Raw genomic sequence first — 21,282 nt, forward strand, 5'->3', positions numbered from 1 at the left:
ATAAAAAAGTGCTTTTTAACGATAAAAGTGTGCTTTTCACAGATAATTAATGATTTTTTTACTTACATTTAACTTGAATCTAAACCCCGGATATTATAATGGAAAGCTATATCATAACACTTGGGACATATTTAATTTTAATGCTATTTTTCAAGGTTTTCTTTGCAGTTGCAGGAAAAGAGTAATTTTACACACTTATATTAACCTTATCATTTTTCAACAATGTTGAAAAAAGATTTACGAGAAAAATACGCCCTGCTCAGAAGTGAGCTTTCTTTTAGCGAGTTATCATCTAAAAGTCTTTCCATTTCAAATAAAGCTTTAACCCTTCCCATCTGGTCAAAAGAATTCTATCATATTTTTTTGCCTATTGAATCAAAAAAAGAAATCGATACTATTAACCTATTGTCCGTACTTCAAGGTAAGGACAAGAATATAATAGTACCTAAAGTACATGGAGATATCTTGAAACATTATCTTCTAATGGATAATACAAAATTTATAAAAAGTAAATGGGGCGTTCCAGAACCTATAGATGGTATTACCATAGACCCTATTAAAATAGATGTCGTATTTATACCCCTATTGGCCTTTGACGAAAAGGGCAATCGTGTTGGATATGGAAAAGGGTTCTACGATACCTTCTTAAAAGAATGTAGAGATGATGTTATCAAGGTAGGATTGAGTTTGTTCGAAGCCGAGAAAGAAATTTCGGATGTATATGAAAATGATATACCACTAGATTATTGCGTAACCCCCGAAAAAAACTACTCTTTTAAAACTTCTTGACTTTCTTTCTCTTCAACAGAATCTATAACCTCTTCATCTTGGTGCTTAAAAGCCTTTTTATTAAAAACGATTAAAATACCTACTCCGGTACTTATTGCCGTGTCGGCTATATTGAAAACTGGTTCAAAAAATCGAAAATTGTTTCCCCCAACAAATGGGACCCAATCTGGCCAAGTGGTATCTACCAAAGGAAAATAGAGCATATCCACTACCTTACCGTGAAACAGGCCTCCATAAGGTTCACTGGAGAACAACGTAGCAACTTCGTTATAGCTCTCGTTAAAGATTAACCCATAAAAGACGGAATCCAATATATTACCCAATGCACCTGCAAAAATTAAAGAAACCGCAACTATCAATGTTTTTGAAGATTTCTTTTTTATTACATCGTTCAACCAATACCCTATACCGAAAATTGCGAACAACCTAAAAATCGTCAGAATCAATTTACCGGAACGATCCGTAATAGGAAAAATATCGCTCAACTTTGCACCCCAGGCAGCACCTTCGTTCTCTATAAAAAGAATCTTGAACCAATTGAACACATCGACCGACTCGCCCAATACAAAATTGGTCTTAATATATATTTTGCTCCATTGATCTATAACAAGTATCAAAAGAATTAATAAGGCAGACTTTTTTAAATTCATATATTTTGTCAAAGAATCAAAAATAGAAATATTATTCGGTTTTATGTAGTTCGATGTTTCCGGTAACGGTATGCAGCGTATACCGGTTTGAACCATTGGAAATAGGATTATCGCTTAACCACCCATATTTTGTCTGCGCGATTATTTCCGCCCTCTCGGCGTTAACAACGATATTGCCGCTCTGTGTCTTTACCTCCACGTTCTGCGAAACATTGTTCAGCTCACAAGCGCCGTCAGAAAGAACAACATCCAAATTGTTATAATCACCATAAACGACCACCCTTGCATTGGTACCATAAACTTCAACATTCTTCCACATCGGCACTATAATATCCAAAGCTATGGATACTACTTTATGGGCGCTAAGTTTATCGTTAGGATTTATAAATATCGGCTGAAACCCCGCTCCTAAAATTAAGGTATTGCCGGTTTCGGTCATGGTCAGCTCTAAATCATCGCTATATTCCCCATCCATACGCGCATCTACTTCAACTACATTTTCTTTACTGGTATGAAGCATTATTACATAGCAATTGGTGGCATCTATCTGTATAGCTTTGATAGATTGGTCCAACATTACCTTTTTTACTCTTTTTTGTGCAGTTGCACCCAGAGCTATAAATAGTACTATGACGAAAGAGAATACCTTCAAGGTTATCTATTAAAAAACGCCCCTAAAGGCGTTTCAATTATTTTTGCATGTTCTTGGCCTCAATACTCAAGGTAGCATGCGGAACCAATTTTAACCGCTCTTTATTTATGAGCTTACCTGTAACACGACAAATTCCGTACGTTTTGTTTTCGATACGCAAAAGGGCGTTTTTTAAATCCCTGATGAATTTTTCCTGTCTTATGGCCAATTGTGTATTGGCTTCTTTACTCATAGTTTCCGATCCTTCTTCGAAAGCCTTAAATGTTGGTGAAGTATCATCTGTACCATTATTACCATCATTCATATAAGAACTTTTAAGCAGTTCTAAATGACTTTGCGCTTTCTCTATTTTTTCTTCGATCAAGACTTTAAATTCAGCCAAATCCTTGTCCGAATATCTAACTTTTAAATCTTCTGCCATTGTGTTAATGTTTTTGAATAAACAATTTAGTGTTCACTTCATCAAAAGCAACTTTAGTGCCATTTTCCAGTTCCTCTTCAAAAATAAGTTCGGCCGTCAAGGTTTCAGTTTTGATATAGCTTAGGTTACTTGTAACGGCTTGCTCCACAAAACCATCCTTTAGCATTTTTATATCAATCCTGTCCGTAACGTCAAAACCTGATTCTTTTCTCAAGTTCTGGATTCTGTTTACCAGCTCTCTTGCGATACCTTCCTTTTTTAGGTCTTCGTTGATGGTTACGTCCAGTGCCACTGTGGTTTTACCCGAAGTTGCCACTAACCAACCTTCAATATCTTGAGAACTGATCTCTACATCCTGTAACTGTAAAATAATATTTTTATTTTCAATTTGAACAGATAATTCGCCTTCTTGTTCAATTTTTTGGATATCCTCTTGATTTAGAGCATTTACGGCATTGGCTATTTGTTTCATATCCTTACCGTATTTAGGCCCCAAGGTCTTAAAATTGGGTTTTATACGTTTTACCAGAATACCCGAGGCATCATCTAAAAGCTGAATTTCCTTTACATTCACCTCTGATTTTATCAGTTCGCTCACAGCTAAGATATCCGCTTTGTCTTGATCGTCCAATACCGGTATCATGATTTTTTGAAGAGGTTGCCTTACCTTGATTTTTTCCTTTTGACGGATAGATAATACCAAAGAGGAAATTGTTTGGGCCTTGCTCATTTTTTTCTCCAAACCGGTATCGATCAAACTAGTATCCACGACCGGAAAATCTGCCAAATGTACACTTTCAAAAGGTTCTCCTTTGGTAGTTGCCATCAGATCTCTGTACAGTTGATCCATAAAAAATGGTGCTACCGGAGCCGATAATTTAGATACTGTCACCAAACAGGTATAAAGTGTTTGGTATGCGGCTATTTTATCTTTTTGATAATCGCCTTTCCAAAACCTTCTTCTACATAGGCGAACATACCAGTTGCTCAAATTTTCTTGAACGAAATCAGAAATTGCCCTTGTGGCCCTGGTAGGCTCATAATCCGCATATGCCTCATCTACCAAACCAATAAGTGTATTTAGTTCTGACAAGATCCAACGGTCTATCTCTGGTCGTTCGTTTACAGGTATGTTTTCTTCCTTATACGCAAACTCATCAATATTCGCATATAGGGCAAAAAACGAATACGTATTGTACAGCGTGCCAAAAAACTTTCGTTTTACCTCAACAATACCGTCCGTATCAAATTTTAGGTTGTCCCATGGGTTCGCATTGCTGATCATATACCAACGGGTAGCGTCCGCCCCATGTTCTTTCATAGTCTCAAAAGGGTCTACGGCATTGCCCAGACGCTTCGACATTTTTTTGCCTTCTTTGTCCAACACCAAGCCATTCGAAACCACATTTTTATAGGCAACAGAGTCAAATACCATAGTAGCTATGGCATGAAGCGTATAAAACCAACCTCGTGTTTGGTCGACCCCTTCGGCTATAAAGTCGGCCGGAAAAGTCTTGCCCTCATCGATCAAATCTTTATTTTCAAATGGGTAATGCCATTGTGCATAAGGCATAGAACCACTATCGAACCAAACATCGATCAAATCGCTTTCGCGTTTCATGGGCTTACCGGAAGGTGACACCAAGGTAATGGTGTCCACTATATTCTTATGTAAATCTATTTTCTCATAATTCTCCTCGGACATATCACCTATCGAAAAGTCTTGGAAAACATCTTTTTCCATAACTCCTGCATCGATCGCCTTCTTTATTTCCGATTTAAGTTCGGCAACCGATCCGATCATCAGCTCTTCTTTTCCATCTTCAGTTCTCCAAATAGGCAAAGGTATTCCCCAATATCTAGAACGGGAAAGGTTCCAATCGTTCGCATTGGCCAACCAATTTCCAAAACGACCTTCTCCGGTTGCTTTTGGTTTCCAATTTATTGTCTGGTTCAATTCGAACATCCGATCTTTTATATCGGTCACTTTTATAAACCAAGAATCTAATGGATAATAAAGTATAGGCTTATCGGTACGCCAGCAGTTAGGGTAACTGTGCATATATTTTTCGACCTTAAAGGCCTTATTCTCTTCTTTTAGTTTGATGGCAATCTCAACATCAACAGAACGTTCGGGTGCCTCCCCGTCTTCATAATACTCGTTCTTTACGTACTTACCGCCCAATTCCCCTAATTCGGGCCTAAATTTTCCTTGTAAATCCACTAAAGGCACAAGGTTGGCATTTTCATCGAGCACCAACATAGGCGGAACTTCCGGTACTGCTTGTTTTGCAACAAGGGCATCGTCGGCACCAAATGTCGGGGCCGTATGTACAATACCGGTACCGTCTTCGGTGGTTACGAAATCACCCGCTATAATTCTAAAGGCATTTTCGGCATTTTCATAGGGTAGTACATAATCCAATAATTGCTCATACCGTATTCCGACCAGATCTTTTCCCTTAAACTCTTTGCCTTTAACTATATAAAAAGGGATTTTCTTGTCACCAGCTTCATAACCGATCAAATCGGATTTCTCCTCTACTTCGCAATATTTACCCGAGAACTGTTTGCCTACCAAACTTTTGGCAAGCACCACATTCATAGGCTTAAAAGTATATTGGTTATATGTCTCTACGAGTACATAATCTATTTTTGGGCCAACCGTTAATGCCGTATTGGAAGGCAAGGTCCATGGTGTTGTTGTCCATGCCAAAAAGTAAATGGTTCCCTCGTTCTGTAAAAATTCGGGCAATGTTTCCTCCACTGCCTTAAATTGAGCTGTTACCGTTGTATCGGTAACATCTTGGTACGTACCAGGCTGATTTAATTCATGGGAACTAAGACCGGTACCTGCCTTGGGGGAATATGGTTGAATGGTATAACCTTTATAAATAAGACCTTTATCGTAAATCTGTTTGAGCAACCACCAAACAGATTCCATATACTTCGATTTATAGGTTATATATGGATCATCCATATCTACCCAATACCCCACTTGTTCGGTCATTGCGTTCCAGACATCGGTATATCTCATTACCGCTTTTTTACATGCGGCATTGTATTCCTCGACCGATATTTTGGTACCGATATCCTCTTTTGTAATACCCAACTCCTTTTCTACCCCAAGCTCAACCGGTAGACCATGGGTATCCCACCCGGCCTTTCTTTTTACTTGGAAACCTTTCATGGTTTTATACCTTGGAAAGATATCTTTAATGGTACGGGCCATTACGTGGTGAATGCCCGGCATGCCATTTGCCGATGGCGGACCTTCAAAAAAAACATAACTCTCTTTACCTTCTCTGGCGGATATACTTTTTTCAAAAATTCCTTCTGTTTTCCAGTAGTTTAAAACTTCTTCGGCAACTTTTGGTAAATCTAATCCCTTATATTCTGCGAACTTCATACGAAATGCTTATGGTACTGGGTTTTAAAGGCTGCAAAATTATAAAATTTAGTTTGATTTAGAGACTAATAACACTACGGAAATAGCCCAAAGAAACTTATCTGTGAAAAATAATTTCGTTTTTCACATCCATTTGTCAATTTTCCTCGTATATCCCTGTATAAACAAACACTAAAAATTAACAAAAATGAAAAAATTAGTACTAAGTTCAATTCTAATGCTTGCCTTAAGTATCTCATTTGTTTCTTGTAGAGAAACTGCAGACAAAGCAAAAGACGCCGCTTCTGAAGCTGGTGAAGCTATCGAAGAAGCAGGTGACGATCTTAAAGAAGCAGGTTCTGAAGCTATGGATTCTGCCAAAGAAGTAGTTGATGATGCTGCAGACGCCACAGAAAATGCGGTTGACGCTGTTAAAGAAACTGGTGAAAATGCTGTTGACGCCGTTAAAGAAACAGGCGAAGATGCCATGAACAAGGCTAAAGAAGCAGGCGAAGATGCTATGAACAAAGCCAAGGAGGCAGGTAAAGATGTAAAGGATGCCACCAAAGAAGCTGCTGATAATGTTGCCAAAAAGGCCAAAGCGGTAAAAGACTCTATTAAACTCTAAGTTTATAGGTTTTTTTATTTTTTTCGAATGAACAAAAGGTCCTTTTTAAAAGGGCCTTTTTTATTAAAAATAATACCCTAGTCCTAATACCAGGTTTCTACCGGCTGCTACAATGCCCGAAGAATAGGTCCTATACCGCTGATCTGTAATATTTTCTAAACTCAATGTAGCGTTCAGATTACTAGAAATCGCATACTGAGAGCGCAGGTTAAGCGTATACCAAGATGGTGAATAAGGATTACCGTTATCGTCCAAGGCATATATATACTCCTTTGACTGTTCTGACAAAGCCAAGTCGGCATTGGAAACCTCTCCGTTATAATTGACAAAAAAGTCCATTTTCAATTTTTGGTTTCTCCATTTAACATGAAAATCACCAAATGTAGGGGCAGCATGTCTGGCCGGGGTATCCGTACCATCATCCTCCTCTTCTATACCTTCTGTAATGGTAAGGTTCGAAGACAAAGACCAATTATCGTTCAAAAAGGCATCTACCCCAAATTCAAAACCGTACACATATGCTTTTGCGGCATTTTGAATGGCCTGTACATTACTTAACTCTCCCCCATACTCTATTTCAGACATTCCATTAAAAGTAAAATCCCTTCTTACCAGTGCATCGACCAGATATGTATAAAATGTGGCTCCTTTTAACAGTACCCTATCATTATAATTTTTCTGCGCCCCTAATTCTATATTATAGGCATATTCAGATTCCAAATCAGGATTTGGCACTACCACCGAGCCTGGTTCCGAATCAAAAATCTTACCTACATCATCTATGTTCGGAGCCCTAAAGCCCGTAGAGCCATTAAGCGTAATTTGCAAATCCTCTTTTGGAAACCAACTAAAACCAAGACTACCTGTCAACGCGCCCGTACTTAGGTGGGCATCATCAAAAGGGAAGGAATAAAAAGTCTGATCAAACTCGGCATTGATCCAAACATGGCTATAACGTAAACCCGACATCAGAATAAAATTAGGTTTTGCCCTGTATTCCGCATTTACATATCCGGCCAAACTTTTCCATGTAGACCCGTTCGGATATCTAGATGCGGCACCTACCAACTCTCTGGTTTCTATATTTAAATCGCTCCCCACAGAGCCTACCTTGTTATAGATAAATTCGCCACCATAGTACAGTTTAAAATTACCGATTTTCTTGTTTTCCAAGTCTAGATTAAAATTAAGTGCATCCACTTTTTCCTCGGTACTGTTTAAAATCACGTCCTGAAAATCCCTATTATGCCTACTTTCCTCAAAATGCTGGTATGCCGCAGTCAATTTTAGACCATCGTATAATTTTCCCTTTCCTTTTCTTTTTAGCTGGGCATTTCCCATAAACCACTTTTGAGGGCCATAATACCACTCGGCAGACCTCAACCCTTCGCCATCTTTACCAGGTCTTATTAACCTATCATACCTAGGATAATCGGAAGTTTCAGAATAGTAGGCACCTAAATTTAAGTCCCAAGTAGCATTGGGCCTAAAAAGAAACTTCTGCATAAAATTTATCTGATCATACCCTGTGGACACTTGTTTCTTGGGGTCGCTGTTCACCAGTAATACGTCTTCCCCATCTATTCTCTGCACATAATTATTGCGTAAATAGGAATCCGGACCATGACCGCCCATTTTCAAATCTTGAAAATCGTTATAGGAAAAACTGGTAAGGGCCGCCCAATGTTCTTTTCCATAATTTACATCTGCATGTACGGTATTTTCTGTATTGGCAGAAGAAAAACGATAGTTTGCACTGCCCGAAATATGAGCCTTTTCGTTTTGACTCAAAATCGGTGTTTTTGTATAAAAGTTCATAACGCCCCCAATGGCATCACTCCCATAAATAACGGAACCTGGACCAAAAATAATCTCTGTGTTCTTTATCGTAAAGGGATCTATCGATATTACATTTTGTAAATTCCCCCCTCTAAATATGGCATTGTTCATTCTTACACCGTCTACGGAAAGTACCAACCTATTGGTAGCAAACCCTCTTATCATAGGACTACCTCCGCCTAACTGACTTTTTTGAACGAATACTTGTCCGCTACTTTGCAAAAGATCGGCAGAAGTCTGCGGAGCGTTCATAAAAATCTCCTTGGCCGAGATCGAAACAATCTTATTGGGAATTTCCTTTTTTTGTTGTTCCCATTTAGAAATAGACATGACCACTTCGTTCAATTCTTCCGGTCTTATCTCTAAATACACTTTTTGCCTAAGTTTTAAAATTTGAGATTTACTGATACTCTTAACCTCATAGCTAATATGCTTAAAAGTAATACGGTCTTTATCCGAAAAAATAGACGCATCAAAATTACCTTCTAAATCCGTTAGGGCAATTTTTGTTTTATCCGAATTAAAAACGGCAACATTCGCAATCGGTTCACGGGTATCGGCATCCAAGACAACAACTTGTTGGGACCATCCTAAATAAGAGAGAAAAAGAAAACTAAGAAACAAGAACTTATGCATACTAACTAAAAACTTCATTTAGAACCGCAAGTGATTTAGGTTTTCTAAATCCCTGTAGGTGTAATTCATAATAAAGAACAAGAGACCTGAGCAACTCTTGTCGATTGTTTTTTTTCATTTTTATGGTATGTATTGCCTCAAAATTTATGCCCAAAAAGGATTTAAAGAATAAAAGATTTTCGCCACTAATCATCGGGTTCAATGAAGCGATGGAAACAAACTCCCCTTCCAACAAATCAAAAAAGGATCTATCTATATTATTAACATCGGGGTAAAAGCCAAAATACTTGGTCAATACCAACAAAAAATAAAGATGGAAGTTAGCTATTTCCGAATGTATGTCCAACCATTGCAAAGAAGCTTCCAAGAAGCTGAACATTTCTTTATTAGGTTCTTCTTCATGAATGCTGTTGCTTAACATTTCGGCCAAGAACATGGCCATTGCATTCTTGGCTATATGGGTATGCAACGTTTGGTAATTATAATTGACCTTGGCTTCTTTTATACTCTCCAAGGCACCTTTGTTTCTATGGCTGCACACGAGCTCTAATTGTGTTAATGGTTGGAAAAGTGCTTTTTTTACTTTCCCCTTTTTTGAGGATAGAATTCCCCTGAGCAAATATGATTTTAACCCATCCGACTCGGTAAATACCTTTACGATCAGACTGGTATCACCATATTTAATAGAAGTAAGAACTATACCTTTGGTGGTTACCTGCATTAAAGAAACAAAGTTTCAACAAATATAGTTGATGTAGGCTTTTGAATGAACGTATTATGTAGTAAAACAAAAGTGCGAAGTATTTGAACAATACCTCGCACTTGGATATAATAATCTATTATTTTCTAAATTACCCCTTGGGCCAACATGGCATCGGCAACTTTAACAAAGCCAGCAATATTCGCTCCTTTAACATAGTTACAATATCCATCATCTTCTTTTCCATACTCGATACAAGAATCATGTATGTCCGCCATAATACCCTTTAAGCGCTCATCTACCTCTTCACGTGTCCAGCTGATACGCAACGAGTTTTGTGACATTTCCAATCCTGAAGTTGCAACCCCGCCTGCATTGGACGCTTTTCCTGGGGCAAAAAGAATTTTTGCTTTATGAAATGCATGTACCGCATCTGCCGTACAGGGCATATTAGCGCCTTCTGCAACGCAGATACAACCGTTGTCCAATAGTTTTTGTGCCTCTTTTTCATCCAACTCGTTCTGGGTAGCACATGGCAATGCAATATCGCACTTAATATCCCATGGTGTTTTGCCCTTATGATAGGTGGCCGAAGAATATGTATCCGCATATTCCGATATACGCCCTCTTCTGTTATTCTTTAAATCCATAACAAATTCAAGCTTATCGGCATCAATACCTTCTGGATCATGAATAAAGCCACCAGAATCTGAAAGGGTAACAACCTTTCCTCCCAACTGCATTACCTTTTCTGCAGCATATTGGGCTACGTTTCCAGAACCGGATATTACTACCGTCTTTTTATCAAAATCTTCTCCTTTGGTATTCAACATACTTTGAGCAAAATATACCGTTCCATACCCAGTTGCTTCTGGGCGAATTTTTGATCCTCCCCAAGAAAGTCCTTTTCCGGTCAGTACCCCCGTAAATTCGTTACGGATCTTCTTGTACATACCAAACAAGAAACCTATTTCTCTGGCGCCAACACCTATATCTCCAGCGGGTACATCGGTATTAGGCCCAACATGCCTGTTCAATTCTAACATAAAAGCGTGGCAAAAACGCATAACCTCATCATCCGATTTACCTTTAGGATCAAAATCGGAACCTCCTTTTCCACCTCCCATGGGTAGCGTGGTCAAACTGTTTTTGAACACTTGCTCAAAAGCTAAAAACTTAAGAATACTCGCATTTACCGTTGGGTGAAAACGCAATCCGCCTTTATAAGGACCAATAGCCGAATTCATCTGAACCCGATATCCCCTATTTACATGTATTTCGCCTTTGTCATCTACCCATGCCACTCTAAAAGAGATAAGCCTTTCAGGCTCTACCATTCTTAATAGAATATTTTTGCCATTATATATTTCATTTTTGGCAATGTAGGGAATAACGGTGTCGGCCACTTCTTGTACCGCTTGGATAAATTCTGGTTCGTGACCATTTCTAGCCTTCACCTCATCCATAAATACTTCTATTTTTGTTTTCATAGAACTAATGAGTATCTGTTCGATTTAATAAATTCAAAATTTATCAGCAAAAATATGATATTAATATAATTTAATTCCTTGTTTTTTTGCAATTCCTCAAAAAATTGCGTTTTTAATGGAGTTTTTTAAATTTTATCGAAAAATAAACATGCTTTTGCCCCAAAGCATACAAGAATCTCTCTATTACTCAATTGATTGCTCTAAATCTTCAATTAAATCGTCTACATCCTCGATTCCAACACTTAATCTGATCAGGGCATCTACAATACCACTTTTCTCTCGTTCTTCTTTGGGTATGCTGGCATGCGTCATACTCGCAGGGTGACCTGCCAAACTTTCAACACCTCCCAAAGATTCGGCCAAGGTAAAAACGCGGAGCTTTTCAATAATATTAATTGCATCTTCGTAACAAGCTCCTTTAGGAACAAAGGATATCATAGCACCAAAGCCACTCATTTGCTCTTTTGCTACCTCATGGTTGGGGTGATCCTCAAAACCTGGCCAAAAGACCTTTTCAACTTTTGGATGTTTTTTAAGAAAATGAGCGATTTTTTCTCCATTTTCACAATGGCGTTGCATTCGTACATGCAGTGTTTTTATACCTCTTAGCACTAAAAAGCTATCCATTGGGCCGCTTACTGCACCACTGGCATTCTGAATAAAATAAAGTTTCTTGGCCAGTTCTTCGTCATTCACTATCAATGCGCCCAAAACAACATCGCTATGCCCCCCAAGATACTTAGTGGCCGAATGCATTACAATATCGGCACCCAAATCTAAAGGAGTTTGCAGATATGGCGATGCAAATGTATTGTCGACCGCCAATAGCACTTTTTTCTTTTTTGCGATTCTTGAAATAGCTTTTATATCGATGATGTTCATCATTGGGTTGGTAGGTGTCTCTACCCAAATCAATTTTGTCTTGTCATTTATATGCCCTGCAATATTATCGGCCTCTTGCATACCTATAAAACGAAAAACAATGCCGTACCTCTCAAATACCTGCTTAAACAACCGATAACTACCACCATACAGATCATTGGTAGAAATCACCTCGTCTCCAGGTTTTAATAATTTTAATACCGCATCAATAGCTGCCAGACCACTGGCGAATGCGAGACCAAATTTTCCGTTTTCTATACTTGCCAAAGATTTTTCCAATGCTGTTCTCGTAGGGTTTGCACTTCTAGAATACTCATAACCCAAGTGCTCCCCCGGTGAGGTTTGCGCATATGTGGATGTTTGATAAATAGGGGGCATTACCGCACCGTACGCCTTATCCGGCTGTTGGCCACCGTGTATGGTTTTACTGTTGAACCTTAAGTCTTTGCTGCTCATAAAAAATAATTATGGGCACAAATGTATTGTTATCTTTTTGGTATTACAACGAAGCCGTACTTTTGTAATAAATGTACCCTATCAAATGAAATTTAGATTTTCTTTTCTGATTCTTGTCTTATTTTTTTTTAGCTGCGAAAAAGACACTACAATTACTTTTGAACCTTTATCTCTAAAAAAAGAGACCTGTAAAGAATGTCCCTTGATAGAAGTATCAATCCCCAAAGCAATGGGGAAAAACAAAATAGATCAAGTTATAAATACGGCACTTAGGGAAGAGGTTATTTCTATATTGAAATTTGATGATGAAATCGATGTCGCCACTATTGAGGATGCCATGACATCTTTTGAATCTGAGAACAAAAAACTAAAAGAAAAATTTCCTGAAGAAACCACACAATGGGAAGCCAAGCTTGAAGGAGAAGTTACCTATGAAGACGATTATATTTTAACCATCCGTTTAAATTCTTATCTGTTTACGGGTGGTGCCCATGGTTACAGTACCATACGTTTTTTAAATTTTGACAAGATAAAGACCAAAGAGCTAGATCGATCCGAACTTTTTAAGGATAAGGATTCTTTTACAGAATTTGCGGAAACAAATTTTCGTTCCCAAGAGGACATACCTAGCAATGCACCTATAAACAGTACGGGTTTTATGTTCGAAAACGATACTTTTTATCTTCCCGAGAACATAGGGTACACAAAAGAGGGGTTACAATTGTTTTACGAGCAGTACGAGATTGCCTCGTATGCGGACGGCCCCATAATTCTTACCCTGGCGTACCCAGAGGTAAAAAAATATTTGGCCAGGCCTATTGAACCATAAACCTAATTTTTCAACATTTTTCTTAGCGATATAATCGCCGCCATATGAAGGCCTTCATGATAAAGGTTAAAACTAATGGCGTCTTCTATGTTATTTAGTTGAAATCCGGCACTTGTCTTATATGCCTTATACCCTTTAAAACGACCTGCATCAAGATCTTGCCCGGTCCAATCCACGGTATCTATCAACAAATCTGAAACAATCTTGATTTCTTCATCCGTAGCGGTACCATCGGGCACCGTGCCTTTCATAAACTTAGCGACCATTTCATCAGGTATGCGCATCTGTAGGCCTCCAAATTTATAAACCAATATTTGTTGGGTGACGACCACATGGGCAATATTCCACCAAACATTATTTCTGAACCCCTCGGGAATTTTCAATAAAGATTCTTTGTCCATTGAGGTTAAAATAGCATGTAAGTTCTTTCTGCTCTGAAGGGTCAGTTCTAATTGGTTTTTCAAAATAATAGCATTTTAATGAACTCTAAAAATAGCACATTTAAAGAGATTTGGGTTTCTTTGTGCTTTAATTTAAAGGCGCCCGACATGAAAAAAATATACCATTTAAGTACCTGCAACACCTGCCAAAGAATCATAAAAGAACTACAACCATTGCAAGGTTTTGATTTACAGGACATAAAAACACAACCGATCACCGAGGAACAGTTAGAAGAAATGAGAGCATTGACCGATAGTTACGAAGCTCTGTTCAGCAGAAGGGCCATGCTTTTTCGTCAACGTGGTTTAAACGAAAAAGAACTACATGAAAACGATTACAAGAATTTGATCTTAGACCATTATACTTTTTTAAAGCGCCCTGTCATTATCTTCAACGATAAAATATTTATTGGCAACAGCAAAAAGGTCGTTGAAGCGGCCAAAGAAGCCATTCATTCGTGAGCAAAAGAGTACTAGCCATACTTGCAGCTTTCGGAGCCACTGCCATCTACGGTCTAAATCATACCATCGCAAAAGGTGTTATGCCCAATTACGTGCAACCTTTTGGATTTATAATGCTACGTGTTTCGGGAGCAGCGTTGTTGTTCTGGATTTTTTCTTTTTTGGGGCCAAAAGAAAAAATAGAGAAAAGGGATTGGGGCCGTATCTTCATTTGTTCTATTTTCGGAATGGTCATAAACATGTTGGCTTTCTTTAAGGGTCTTCAATTATCGACACCCATAAATAGTGCCGTGCTGGTGACCATGACGCCTATAATAGTGGTCGCACTTTCTGCCCTATTGATCAAGGAAAAAATCACATGGCAAAAAGCATGTGGTATTCTTCTAGGATTTATAGGTGCTGTTTTATTGATTTTATTGGGATCCGAAACCCGACAAGATGCGCCCAACATTCCTTTGGGAAACATCCTTTTTATAGTGAATGCATTGTCTTACGGGGTTTATTTGATATTGATAAAGAAACTTATAGAAAAGTATCATCCGTTTACCTTGATGAAGTGGCTTTTTACCATAGCCATAGTAATAAATTTACCTATTACCTATCATGAACTTATAGCTATCCAATGGTCTATTATGCCCATAGATGCCTATATGGCCATTGCATTTGTTATTATCGGCACCACATTCTTGACCTATCTTTTCAATGCTTTTGCCTTAACGCAATTAAAGGCTTCTACCGTAAGTGCCTTTACCTATTTGCAACCACTTATAGGTATTATCTTTGCCATGCTAACGGGCAAAGACCATTTAAGCTTAACCAAAGGTTTTGCCGCACTTTTGGTATTTGCCGGGGTCTATTTGGCAAGTAGAAAACCTTCGGCACCCAAAATGGAAACCAAATAAACACCATAAAAGCTATGGTCTATAAATGCTGCTTAGCAAAGCAACGATTTTTTGCATTTTGACAAATGCTCGTTCATTAAAGAAACAGCCCTATTAACATCTCTTTGGTGAATGGCCGAAATAATATTCAGATGTTCTTGTAAAACATCGCGTAAAGACCTTGTAGGTGACACAAGATCCATAATTGACCAAAAATTGCCCTTCTTATACAGGTTTAACAATGTAGTATTACCGCAATTAGTTACTATTATTTCATGAAAATGTCTATCAATTTTTTGAAATACATAACTGTTTTCAGGTCCTTTTTCAAATGGCACCATTAAATTGCGAAGGTCATCTATTTTTTCCTGTGGCGCACGAAGGGTAAAAAACTTTACCGCCGAGGTCTCTAAGGCAATCCTACAATCTAGAACGTCAATTACTTCACTAGTACTCACTTCACGTACACTTATACCTTGACCAGGTTCATAAACGACCAGGCTTTCTTTTGAAAGCCTTTTAAAGGCCTGCTCCAAACAATCGCCGTTTGCACTTAATTTTCGGGAAAGGTGTTCTTGATCAAGTGGTTCCCCCCTTTTCAGTTTCTTTGTCAATATAAGCTTATGTAATTGCACATAAACCTCTTCACACGATTCTTGTAATTGCTCGGAGTAATACATACTATTTTTTACAGATTATACAAATAAACAGGGGAAGCAACATTTAGGTAACCTATAGATTTTTAGGTGTTTTTGAAAATTTACGTGTATCTTCTTTCGTCAATACACGAAACCCCGTTCCTTTTTCAACACTTTCGAACATTTTCATAAAATCATCGGGCAAGGCAATCAGCTTTCTGGTTTTTAGATCTATCCAAGCACCCATCATCTCGCAATGTGCGAAATTCTCTCCTTTGTGGTTGTAAAAATTGTGATGAAACTCAAAGAACTTTCCATCCTCGCTCATTCCCATAATCTCCATGGAGACCTTTACAGGTTTACCCGGAAAAGCCTCTTTAAAATAGTACATGTGTTCGTAAAAGACCACGGGGCCTATTTGATGTTGTGCCAATGACCTATGATCAACGCCTATTTCCATTAAAAAAGACATACGGGTATGACTCATATAATTAAGGTAAGCAGAGTTGGCCAAATGGCGGTTGGCATCAACATCGCTCCATCGTATTTCAAATTCTTTTAGATACATCGTCATTCTTTTTTTGCTATGCATGCATAATACTTAATAAAAATAGCATAGTTTTGAAAAAGCAAGTAGCTTTTTTTTATGTTTTTTTACTTAAATTATTAACTCAATATTCTGCACCATGTCTACTAAAGCATCTTTTATCAATGACCTTTCTCTTCCTATTGTTGCCGCTCCAATGTTTTTAATATCTGGACCCCAGCTAGTTATAGAATGTTGCAAAAATGGTATTGTAGGAACTTTTCCTGCATTGAACCAACGTACTAGCGAAGGATTTGAAGAATGGCTTATTGAAATTAAAACCGCACTGTCGGATTTTGAAAAGAAAACAGGAAAAAAACCGGCACCTTTTGGCGTAAACCTAATCGTACATCAAACCAATCCGAGATTAGAGGCAGACTTAAAACTATGTGTTAAACATAAGGTTCCATTGGTTATAACTTCTTTAGGTGCGGTATCTCAGATCGTAGATGCCATACATAGTTACGGCGGATTGGTATTTCATGATATTATTAAAAAAAGACATGCAGAAAAAGCGGCCGAAGCCGGTGTAGACGGACTTATTCTTGTTGCTGCAGGTGCAGGTGGCCACGGGGGTACCATTAACCCTATGACCTTAGTTGCCGAAATTAAAAAGTTCTACGACAAGACTATTCTTCTATCTGGATGTATCAGCACAGGGCGAGACGTTGCTTCCGCTCTACAAATGGGAGCCGATCTTGCTTACATGGGCACTCGTTTTATTAACACCGATGAAAGCAAGGCTACGCAAGAATATAGGCAAATGATCATTGATGCCGGCGCTAACGATGTCGTATACACCGCCTCTATTTCTGGAGTCCATGCCAATTTCTTGGCCGCCAGTTTAAAAGCTGCAGGAATTACCGAGGAAGATTTGAAAAAAGATACTAAAATTGATTTTGGCAAGGAACTGAACACAGAGGCCAAAGCATGGAAAACCATCTGGTCTGCCGGTCAGGGCGCTGCCACCATAGACGATACATTACCAGTATCTACCTTGGTCTCAAACCTAAAATCGGAATTTAAGAGCGCCATAGAACAGCAAGCAAAAGTATTGGAAATTTTCCCCAAATAAACAACTACATGCCTCTTGTAAGTTCTAGTTACGAACCTCCCGTACTTTTTAGATATGGCCATTTTTCTACAATCTATTCTGGCTTGGTACGAAAAATAGACAGCGTGGAACAAAAAAGGGACCGACTTATACTAACCGATGGTGATTTTTTGGATTTGGATTGGAGTTTTGCTCCCAAGGCCACCAAAAAAATAGCCATTATAATTCACGGGTTGGAAGGCAGTGCCCAACGTGCTTACATTAAAGGCAGCTCTAAAGTTCTTATCGCCGATGGTTATGATGTCTGCGCCATTAACTTAAGGGGCTGCAGCGGCGTACCCAACAAACTTTACAAATCTTATCATTCCGGTGCTACGGAAGACTTGGATGCTGTTGTTCAACATATCTTACAACAACAAAAATATAGTCAGATCTTCTTACACGGTTATAGCCTAGGAGGCAACCTTTTATTGAAATACCTGGGAGAAGACAGATTGTTGCCCACAGAGATCGTTGGTGCCGTAGCCGTTTCGGTACCATGTCAATTGGCAGATTCACTACAACAATTGATGAAATTCAAAAATGTTATATACGCCGAAAGGTTTCGCGGAAACCTGGTCGGCAAATTAAAAATAAAGCAGCAACAATTTCCAGATAAAATATCGACACAAGACATAAAACAGGTTAAGACATTAAAGGACTTTGACGATATTTATACCAGTAGGGCGCACGGCTTTAAAGATGCCATGGATTATTACCGACAATGCAGTTGTCTGCAGTTTTTGCCCAACGTTAAAATTCCCAGTTTAATAATAAATGCCCAAAACGATTCTTTTTTAGGAGAGGCCTGCTACCCTATCAAAGAAGCGGAGCATAACAAAAATCTATTTTTAGAAACGCCCAAATATGGTGGACATGTAGGTTTTTATGGCCCTGACAACATTACTTATACAGAAAGTCGTACGGTTCAGTTTTTCAATACTATAAATTAGCATCCTTCATTATTAAAAAACCATGCCTACGGATAAATTTTCATATCTTAGTCTCTCCAATTTTATTCAAGATTAAATTAAAAAAAATGCAAAAACTATTCACCCTATTATTTCTTGGCGCCTTGGTGGTTGGCTGTGGAGAAAAGAAAGAAGAAAAGAAGGAGGGTTTTGAAATGAACCGTACCAAAAAAGAAGTTAAAGCTGCTGCCTCTACAGAAGGTGTTCCTGTTGATTTGGACAACAAAGGGGTAGGACCTTTTAAAAATGTTGATTTTGGAGATGAAATCGATGCTGATTTGGCAGCGGCCGGAAAAGAAAAGTTTCAGGCTATCTGTACAGCTTGCCACATGGTAGACCAACGTATGATCGGTCCGGCATTAAAGGATGTATATGAGCGTAGAAGTCCAGAATGGGTAATGAACATGATCATAAACCCCGATGTAATGTTAAAGGAAGATCCTATTGCCAAAGCCTTATTAAAAGAATATAATAATGCAATAATGCTTAACCAAAACTTAAGCGAAGAAGATACGAGAGCTGTTGCAGAATATCTACGTACCCTATAATTGTATTTTCATACAATCTTAAAAAAGCCCTTTCAAAAATTGAAAGGGCTTTTTTTATTCCGATGGTGTTACCGAAGTATCCAATAACATGTCTAAAACATTCCTGATCTTTTGACTGTTCCAATCCGAAGCACCTTTCTCTTTAACAACTATTTTTCCTTCTTTATCTATAATATAATTGGTGGGCAAGGTTCTCTCGAATAGATTATAGGGGGCGTTCATTCGAGGCACATATGCCGGAATACCAAATTGCTTCTTTTCTAAAAAATCGGAAATAACTTCGGGATCTTCGTTTGATATAAGCAAAAAGTCTACCTTATCTCCATAATCCTCATACAAGCTCTGAATACTGGGCATCTCTGCAATACATGGCGGACACCATGTTGCCCAATAACTAATAAAAACAACATTGCCCTTGCCAATTTGCTTATCAACATATGTACCATCCAATGAGGTCAACTTATAAGTAAACGGTTCTAATTGGCCTTGTTTCTCCCTTCCTAAAACATCGGGCGAAAACACCAGTACCCTAACTTTGTTGATCGCGACCATAATAGGACTTCTGGTCTGGGGTACGATCATTAAAACTATAAATACCCAGAACAGTACGTTCCCTATTTTTATTTTTTTGAAATCCATTTGCCTAAAAAAGAAGCATTCGACTAAATGGCAATGTACGAATTATACGTACACCTTTCTTCTTTATACCTTATCTACGGCCACCTTATAGGTAGGATCTTCCATAACGTTTACATCTATGATCTTATCCGCATTTTTTAATAGACGAATACAGTCTTTGCTCAAGTGTCTTAAATGTACTTTTTTACCTACTTTAGAATAGCGTTCGGTCAACTTGTTCAATGCTTCTATACCCGACATGTCGGCCACACGGCTCTCTTTAAAATCGATGATAATTTCATCGGGATCATTTGTTACATCGAATTTTTCGGCAAAAAGTGCCGTAGAACCAAAAAATAACGGCCCATAAATCTCATAATGTTTCACCCCGTTTTCATCAATATGCTTTCTAGCCCTAATGCGCTTTGCGTTTTCCCAAGAATATGCCAATGCCGATATTATTACCCCCAATAAAACAGCGACCGCCAAATTGTGCGTAATGGCAGTTATCAACGTTACCAATACCATTACGATCACATCAGATTTAGGCATTTTACCAAATGTTTTAAAGCTTGCCCATTCAAAGGTTCCTATAGCCACCATAAACATAAGACCTACCAACGCGGCCATAGGCAAACGTTCTATTAAACTAGAACCGAACATGATAAAAACCAAAAGCATAATAGCCGCTGTAATGCCCGATAGGCGTGCCCTTGCCCCTGCCGAAGTATTGATTAAACTCTGTCCTATCATTGCACAACCGCCCATACCCGAGAAAAAACCTGAAAGAATGTTCGCAGTACCTTGAGCCACACATTCTTTGTTACCACTACCACGGGTATCGGTAATTTCATCTATAATGTTCAATGTCAATAAACTTTCTATCAACCCTACACCGGCTACGATGGCGGCATACGGAATTATTATTTTAAACGTTTCTAAGGTAAATGGCAATTGGGGAATGGACAAAGGAGGAAAACCGCCTTTGATACTTTCACCTTCTCTCATAGTATCGGCTACGGTCAATGTATCTATACCAAACCCTAAAACTATCGCGGATACCACTATAATGGCCACCAACGAAGAAGGCACTACCTTCGTTAATTTTGGCAGCCCCCAGATAATAACCATAGTCAATAACGTAAGCCCCAACATAATATAAAGAGAGGATCCGCTCAATAAGGTATCGGTTCCCTTTACATAAAAATTCGGGAACTGTGCCATAAAGATGATTATGGCCAAACCGTTCACAAATCCGAACATGACCGGGTGCGGCACCAAACGGATAAATTTACCCAAACGTAAAAGGCCTGCTATTATCTGTAATATACCAGCAATAATTACGGTAGCGAACACATAATTCAGAATGGTTTCTGGCTCTATTCCCGGAAAATTTCTTTTTAACTCCAGTATAAGCCCTATATAAATAACGGCCACAGCACCGGTTGCACCGGAAATCATTCCTGGCCTACCTCCTAAAATGGAAGTAACCAAGGCCAAAACAAAAGCCGCATACAATCCGGTTAACGGAGAAAAACCCGGTATAAGTGCAAATGCAATGGCTTCTGGCACCAATGCAAGAGCTACCGTCAACCCAGACAAAATTTCAGTTTTGTAATCTACTTTTTGTTTAAAATCGAATAAATTCAAATACTTACGCACAGCTTATTTATTTAAGGGCGCAA

21 protein-coding genes are annotated in these 21,282 nt (G+C 38.5%); 8 read left to right on the forward strand and 13 right to left on the reverse strand.

Annotation, left to right across the window (positions count from 1 at the left end; genetic code table 11):
* The first annotated feature begins 222 nt into the window (after window positions 1-222).
* Window positions 223-789, forward strand: a complete 567-nt coding sequence (locus J8L85_RS01800) for a 5-formyltetrahydrofolate cyclo-ligase (protein WP_211013988.1) — start codon at window positions 223-225, stop codon at window positions 787-789.
* Here the strand turns inward: J8L85_RS01800 and J8L85_RS01805 are convergent.
* From J8L85_RS01805 to ileS, 4 genes are read right to left on the reverse strand one after another with little or no spacing between them, the layout of a single operon-like run.
* Window positions 768-1,439, reverse strand: a complete 672-nt coding sequence (locus J8L85_RS01805) for a lipoprotein signal peptidase (protein WP_211013989.1) — start codon at window positions 1,437-1,439, stop codon at window positions 768-770. The genes J8L85_RS01800 and J8L85_RS01805 overlap by 22 nt on opposite strands.
* Before the next feature lie 31 nt (window positions 1,440-1,470).
* Window positions 1,471-2,091 carry a hypothetical protein gene (locus J8L85_RS01810; RefSeq protein WP_211013990.1) on the reverse strand — a complete coding sequence of 207 codons (621 nt, stop codon included), beginning with the start codon at window positions 2,089-2,091 and terminating at the stop codon, window positions 1,471-1,473.
* 37 nt (window positions 2,092-2,128) lie between these two features.
* Window positions 2,129-2,512: a TraR/DksA C4-type zinc finger protein gene (locus J8L85_RS01815; protein WP_211013991.1), complete on the reverse strand. Its 384-nt coding sequence runs from the start codon at window positions 2,510-2,512 to the stop codon at window positions 2,129-2,131.
* Between the two features lie 4 nt (window positions 2,513-2,516).
* Window positions 2,517-5,921, reverse strand: a complete 3,405-nt coding sequence (gene ileS, locus J8L85_RS01820; protein ID WP_211013992.1) for an isoleucine--tRNA ligase — start codon at window positions 5,919-5,921, stop codon at window positions 2,517-2,519.
* Between the two features lie 187 nt (window positions 5,922-6,108).
* Here ileS and J8L85_RS01825 point away from each other — a divergent pair, with 187 nt between their 5' ends.
* Complete coding sequence (locus J8L85_RS01825) at window positions 6,109-6,528, forward strand: hypothetical protein (protein ID WP_211013993.1); 420 nt, start codon at window positions 6,109-6,111, stop codon at window positions 6,526-6,528.
* Between the two features lie 63 nt (window positions 6,529-6,591).
* On the opposite strand, the gene J8L85_RS01830 is transcribed toward J8L85_RS01825, so the two are convergent.
* The 4 genes from J8L85_RS01830 to J8L85_RS01845 form a co-directional block, all read right to left on the reverse strand.
* The gene (locus tag J8L85_RS01830) at window positions 6,592-9,021 is read right to left on the reverse strand and encodes a TonB-dependent receptor (protein ID WP_211013994.1); all 2,430 of its coding nucleotides are present in this window, start codon (window positions 9,019-9,021) and stop codon (window positions 6,592-6,594) included.
* Window positions 9,005-9,724: a DNA repair protein RecO gene (recO, locus tag J8L85_RS01835; protein ID WP_211013995.1), complete on the reverse strand. Its 720-nt coding sequence runs from the start codon at window positions 9,722-9,724 to the stop codon at window positions 9,005-9,007. Before recO ends, J8L85_RS01830 begins: the two co-directional genes overlap by 17 nt.
* Window positions 9,725-9,849: 125 nt before the next feature.
* A complete protein-coding gene (gene gdhA / locus J8L85_RS01840; protein WP_211013996.1) occupies window positions 9,850-11,193 on the reverse strand; it encodes an NADP-specific glutamate dehydrogenase in 1,344 nt (447 codons plus the stop codon).
* 183 nt (window positions 11,194-11,376) lie between these two features.
* Complete coding sequence (locus J8L85_RS01845) at window positions 11,377-12,531, reverse strand: cystathionine gamma-synthase (protein ID WP_211013997.1); 1,155 nt, start codon at window positions 12,529-12,531, stop codon at window positions 11,377-11,379.
* A gap of 85 nt (window positions 12,532-12,616) precedes the next feature.
* Here J8L85_RS01845 and J8L85_RS01850 point away from each other — a divergent pair, with 85 nt between their 5' ends.
* On the forward strand, window positions 12,617-13,360 hold the full coding sequence (locus tag J8L85_RS01850; RefSeq protein ID WP_211013998.1) for a DUF3298 and DUF4163 domain-containing protein: 744 nt from the start codon (window positions 12,617-12,619) through the stop codon (window positions 13,358-13,360).
* Window positions 13,361-13,362: 2 nt separating this feature from the next.
* On the opposite strand, the gene J8L85_RS01855 is transcribed toward J8L85_RS01850, so the two are convergent.
* The gene (locus tag J8L85_RS01855) at window positions 13,363-13,824 is read right to left on the reverse strand and encodes a DinB family protein (protein ID WP_211013999.1); all 462 of its coding nucleotides are present in this window, start codon (window positions 13,822-13,824) and stop codon (window positions 13,363-13,365) included.
* An 84-nt stretch (window positions 13,825-13,908) separates the two neighbouring features.
* On the opposite strand from J8L85_RS01855, the gene J8L85_RS01860 reads away from it, so the two are divergent.
* Together J8L85_RS01860 and J8L85_RS01865 are read left to right on the forward strand one after the other, a co-directional pair.
* Window positions 13,909-14,262: an ArsC/Spx/MgsR family protein gene (locus J8L85_RS01860; protein WP_211016251.1), complete on the forward strand. Its 354-nt coding sequence runs from the start codon at window positions 13,909-13,911 to the stop codon at window positions 14,260-14,262.
* Window positions 14,259-15,164 carry a DMT family transporter gene (locus J8L85_RS01865; RefSeq protein ID WP_211014000.1) on the forward strand — a complete coding sequence of 302 codons (906 nt, stop codon included), beginning with the start codon at window positions 14,259-14,261 and terminating at the stop codon, window positions 15,162-15,164. The genes J8L85_RS01860 and J8L85_RS01865 overlap by 4 nt, the downstream gene beginning before the upstream one ends.
* Window positions 15,165-15,196: 32 nt before the next feature.
* Here the strand turns inward: J8L85_RS01865 and J8L85_RS01870 are convergent, their stop codons facing one another.
* Together J8L85_RS01870 and J8L85_RS01875 are read right to left on the reverse strand one after the other, a co-directional pair.
* A complete protein-coding gene (locus J8L85_RS01870; protein WP_211014001.1) occupies window positions 15,197-15,823 on the reverse strand; it encodes a GntR family transcriptional regulator in 627 nt (208 codons plus the stop codon).
* A 52-nt stretch (window positions 15,824-15,875) separates the two neighbouring features.
* Window positions 15,876-16,349: an acyl-CoA thioesterase gene (locus J8L85_RS01875; protein ID WP_211016252.1), complete on the reverse strand. Its 474-nt coding sequence runs from the start codon at window positions 16,347-16,349 to the stop codon at window positions 15,876-15,878.
* A 118-nt stretch (window positions 16,350-16,467) separates the two neighbouring features.
* Between J8L85_RS01875 and J8L85_RS01880 the strand changes: the two genes are divergently transcribed.
* From J8L85_RS01880 to J8L85_RS01890, 3 genes are all read left to right on the forward strand, one after another.
* The gene (locus J8L85_RS01880) at window positions 16,468-17,442 is read left to right on the forward strand and encodes a nitronate monooxygenase (protein WP_211014002.1); all 975 of its coding nucleotides are present in this window, start codon (window positions 16,468-16,470) and stop codon (window positions 17,440-17,442) included.
* 8 nt (window positions 17,443-17,450) lie between these two features.
* Window positions 17,451-18,413 (forward strand): alpha/beta fold hydrolase, encoded by a 963-nt coding sequence (locus J8L85_RS01885; protein WP_211014003.1) that lies wholly within the window; start codon window positions 17,451-17,453, stop codon window positions 18,411-18,413.
* Window positions 18,414-18,499: 86 nt separating this feature from the next.
* Entirely contained in the window at window positions 18,500-18,979 is a 480-nt protein-coding gene (locus J8L85_RS01890; protein WP_211014004.1) for a cytochrome c, read from the forward strand.
* A gap of 54 nt (window positions 18,980-19,033) precedes the next feature.
* Here J8L85_RS01890 and J8L85_RS01895 read toward each other — a convergent pair whose 3' ends face one another.
* Both J8L85_RS01895 and J8L85_RS01900 read right to left on the reverse strand, forming a co-directional pair.
* The gene (locus J8L85_RS01895; protein ID WP_211014005.1) at window positions 19,034-19,618 is read right to left on the reverse strand and encodes a TlpA disulfide reductase family protein; all 585 of its coding nucleotides are present in this window, start codon (window positions 19,616-19,618) and stop codon (window positions 19,034-19,036) included.
* Between the two features lie 63 nt (window positions 19,619-19,681).
* Window positions 19,682-21,259, reverse strand: coding sequence for a SulP family inorganic anion transporter (locus tag J8L85_RS01900; RefSeq protein WP_211014006.1), 1,578 nt, complete (start codon window positions 21,257-21,259; stop codon window positions 19,682-19,684).
* Window positions 21,260-21,282 lie beyond the last annotated feature (23 nt).

The sequence above is a fragment of the Maribacter sp. MMG018 genome, assembly GCF_018100785.1.
Classification (GTDB): Bacteria; Bacteroidota; Bacteroidia; order Flavobacteriales; family Flavobacteriaceae; genus Maribacter.

Coding starts and splice junctions, on each gene's coding strand:
- J8L85_RS01830 (WP_211013994.1), bottom strand. CDS start 9,021: ATGAAGTTTTTAGTTAGTATGCATAAGTTCTTGTTTCTTAGTTTTCTT.
- J8L85_RS01845 (WP_211013997.1), bottom strand. CDS start 12,531: ATGAGCAGCAAAGACTTAAGGTTCAACAGTAAAACCATACACGGTGGC.
- J8L85_RS01875 (WP_211016252.1), bottom strand. CDS start 16,349: ATGTATCTAAAAGAATTTGAAATACGATGGAGCGATGTTGATGCCAAC.
- J8L85_RS01870 (WP_211014001.1), bottom strand. CDS start 15,823: ATGTATTACTCCGAGCAATTACAAGAATCGTGTGAAGAGGTTTATGTG.
- gdhA (WP_211013996.1), bottom strand. CDS start 11,193: ATGAAAACAAAAATAGAAGTATTTATGGATGAGGTGAAGGCTAGAAAT.
- J8L85_RS01895 (WP_211014005.1), bottom strand. CDS start 19,618: ATGGATTTCAAAAAAATAAAAATAGGGAACGTACTGTTCTGGGTATTT.
- J8L85_RS01805 (WP_211013989.1), bottom strand. CDS start 1,439: ATGAATTTAAAAAAGTCTGCCTTATTAATTCTTTTGATACTTGTTATA.
- J8L85_RS01815 (WP_211013991.1), bottom strand. CDS start 2,512: ATGGCAGAAGATTTAAAAGTTAGATATTCGGACAAGGATTTGGCTGAA.
- J8L85_RS01860 (WP_211016251.1), top strand. CDS start 13,909: ATGAAAAAAATATACCATTTAAGTACCTGCAACACCTGCCAAAGAATC.
- J8L85_RS01885 (WP_211014003.1), top strand. CDS start 17,451: ATGCCTCTTGTAAGTTCTAGTTACGAACCTCCCGTACTTTTTAGATAT.
- ileS (WP_211013992.1), bottom strand. CDS start 5,921: ATGAAGTTCGCAGAATATAAGGGATTAGATTTACCAAAAGTTGCCGAA.
- J8L85_RS01890 (WP_211014004.1), top strand. CDS start 18,500: ATGCAAAAACTATTCACCCTATTATTTCTTGGCGCCTTGGTGGTTGGC.
- J8L85_RS01850 (WP_211013998.1), top strand. CDS start 12,617: ATGAAATTTAGATTTTCTTTTCTGATTCTTGTCTTATTTTTTTTTAGC.
- recO (WP_211013995.1), bottom strand. CDS start 9,724: ATGCAGGTAACCACCAAAGGTATAGTTCTTACTTCTATTAAATATGGT.
- J8L85_RS01800 (WP_211013988.1), top strand. CDS start 223: ATGTTGAAAAAAGATTTACGAGAAAAATACGCCCTGCTCAGAAGTGAG.
- J8L85_RS01825 (WP_211013993.1), top strand. CDS start 6,109: ATGAAAAAATTAGTACTAAGTTCAATTCTAATGCTTGCCTTAAGTATC.
- J8L85_RS01880 (WP_211014002.1), top strand. CDS start 16,468: ATGTCTACTAAAGCATCTTTTATCAATGACCTTTCTCTTCCTATTGTT.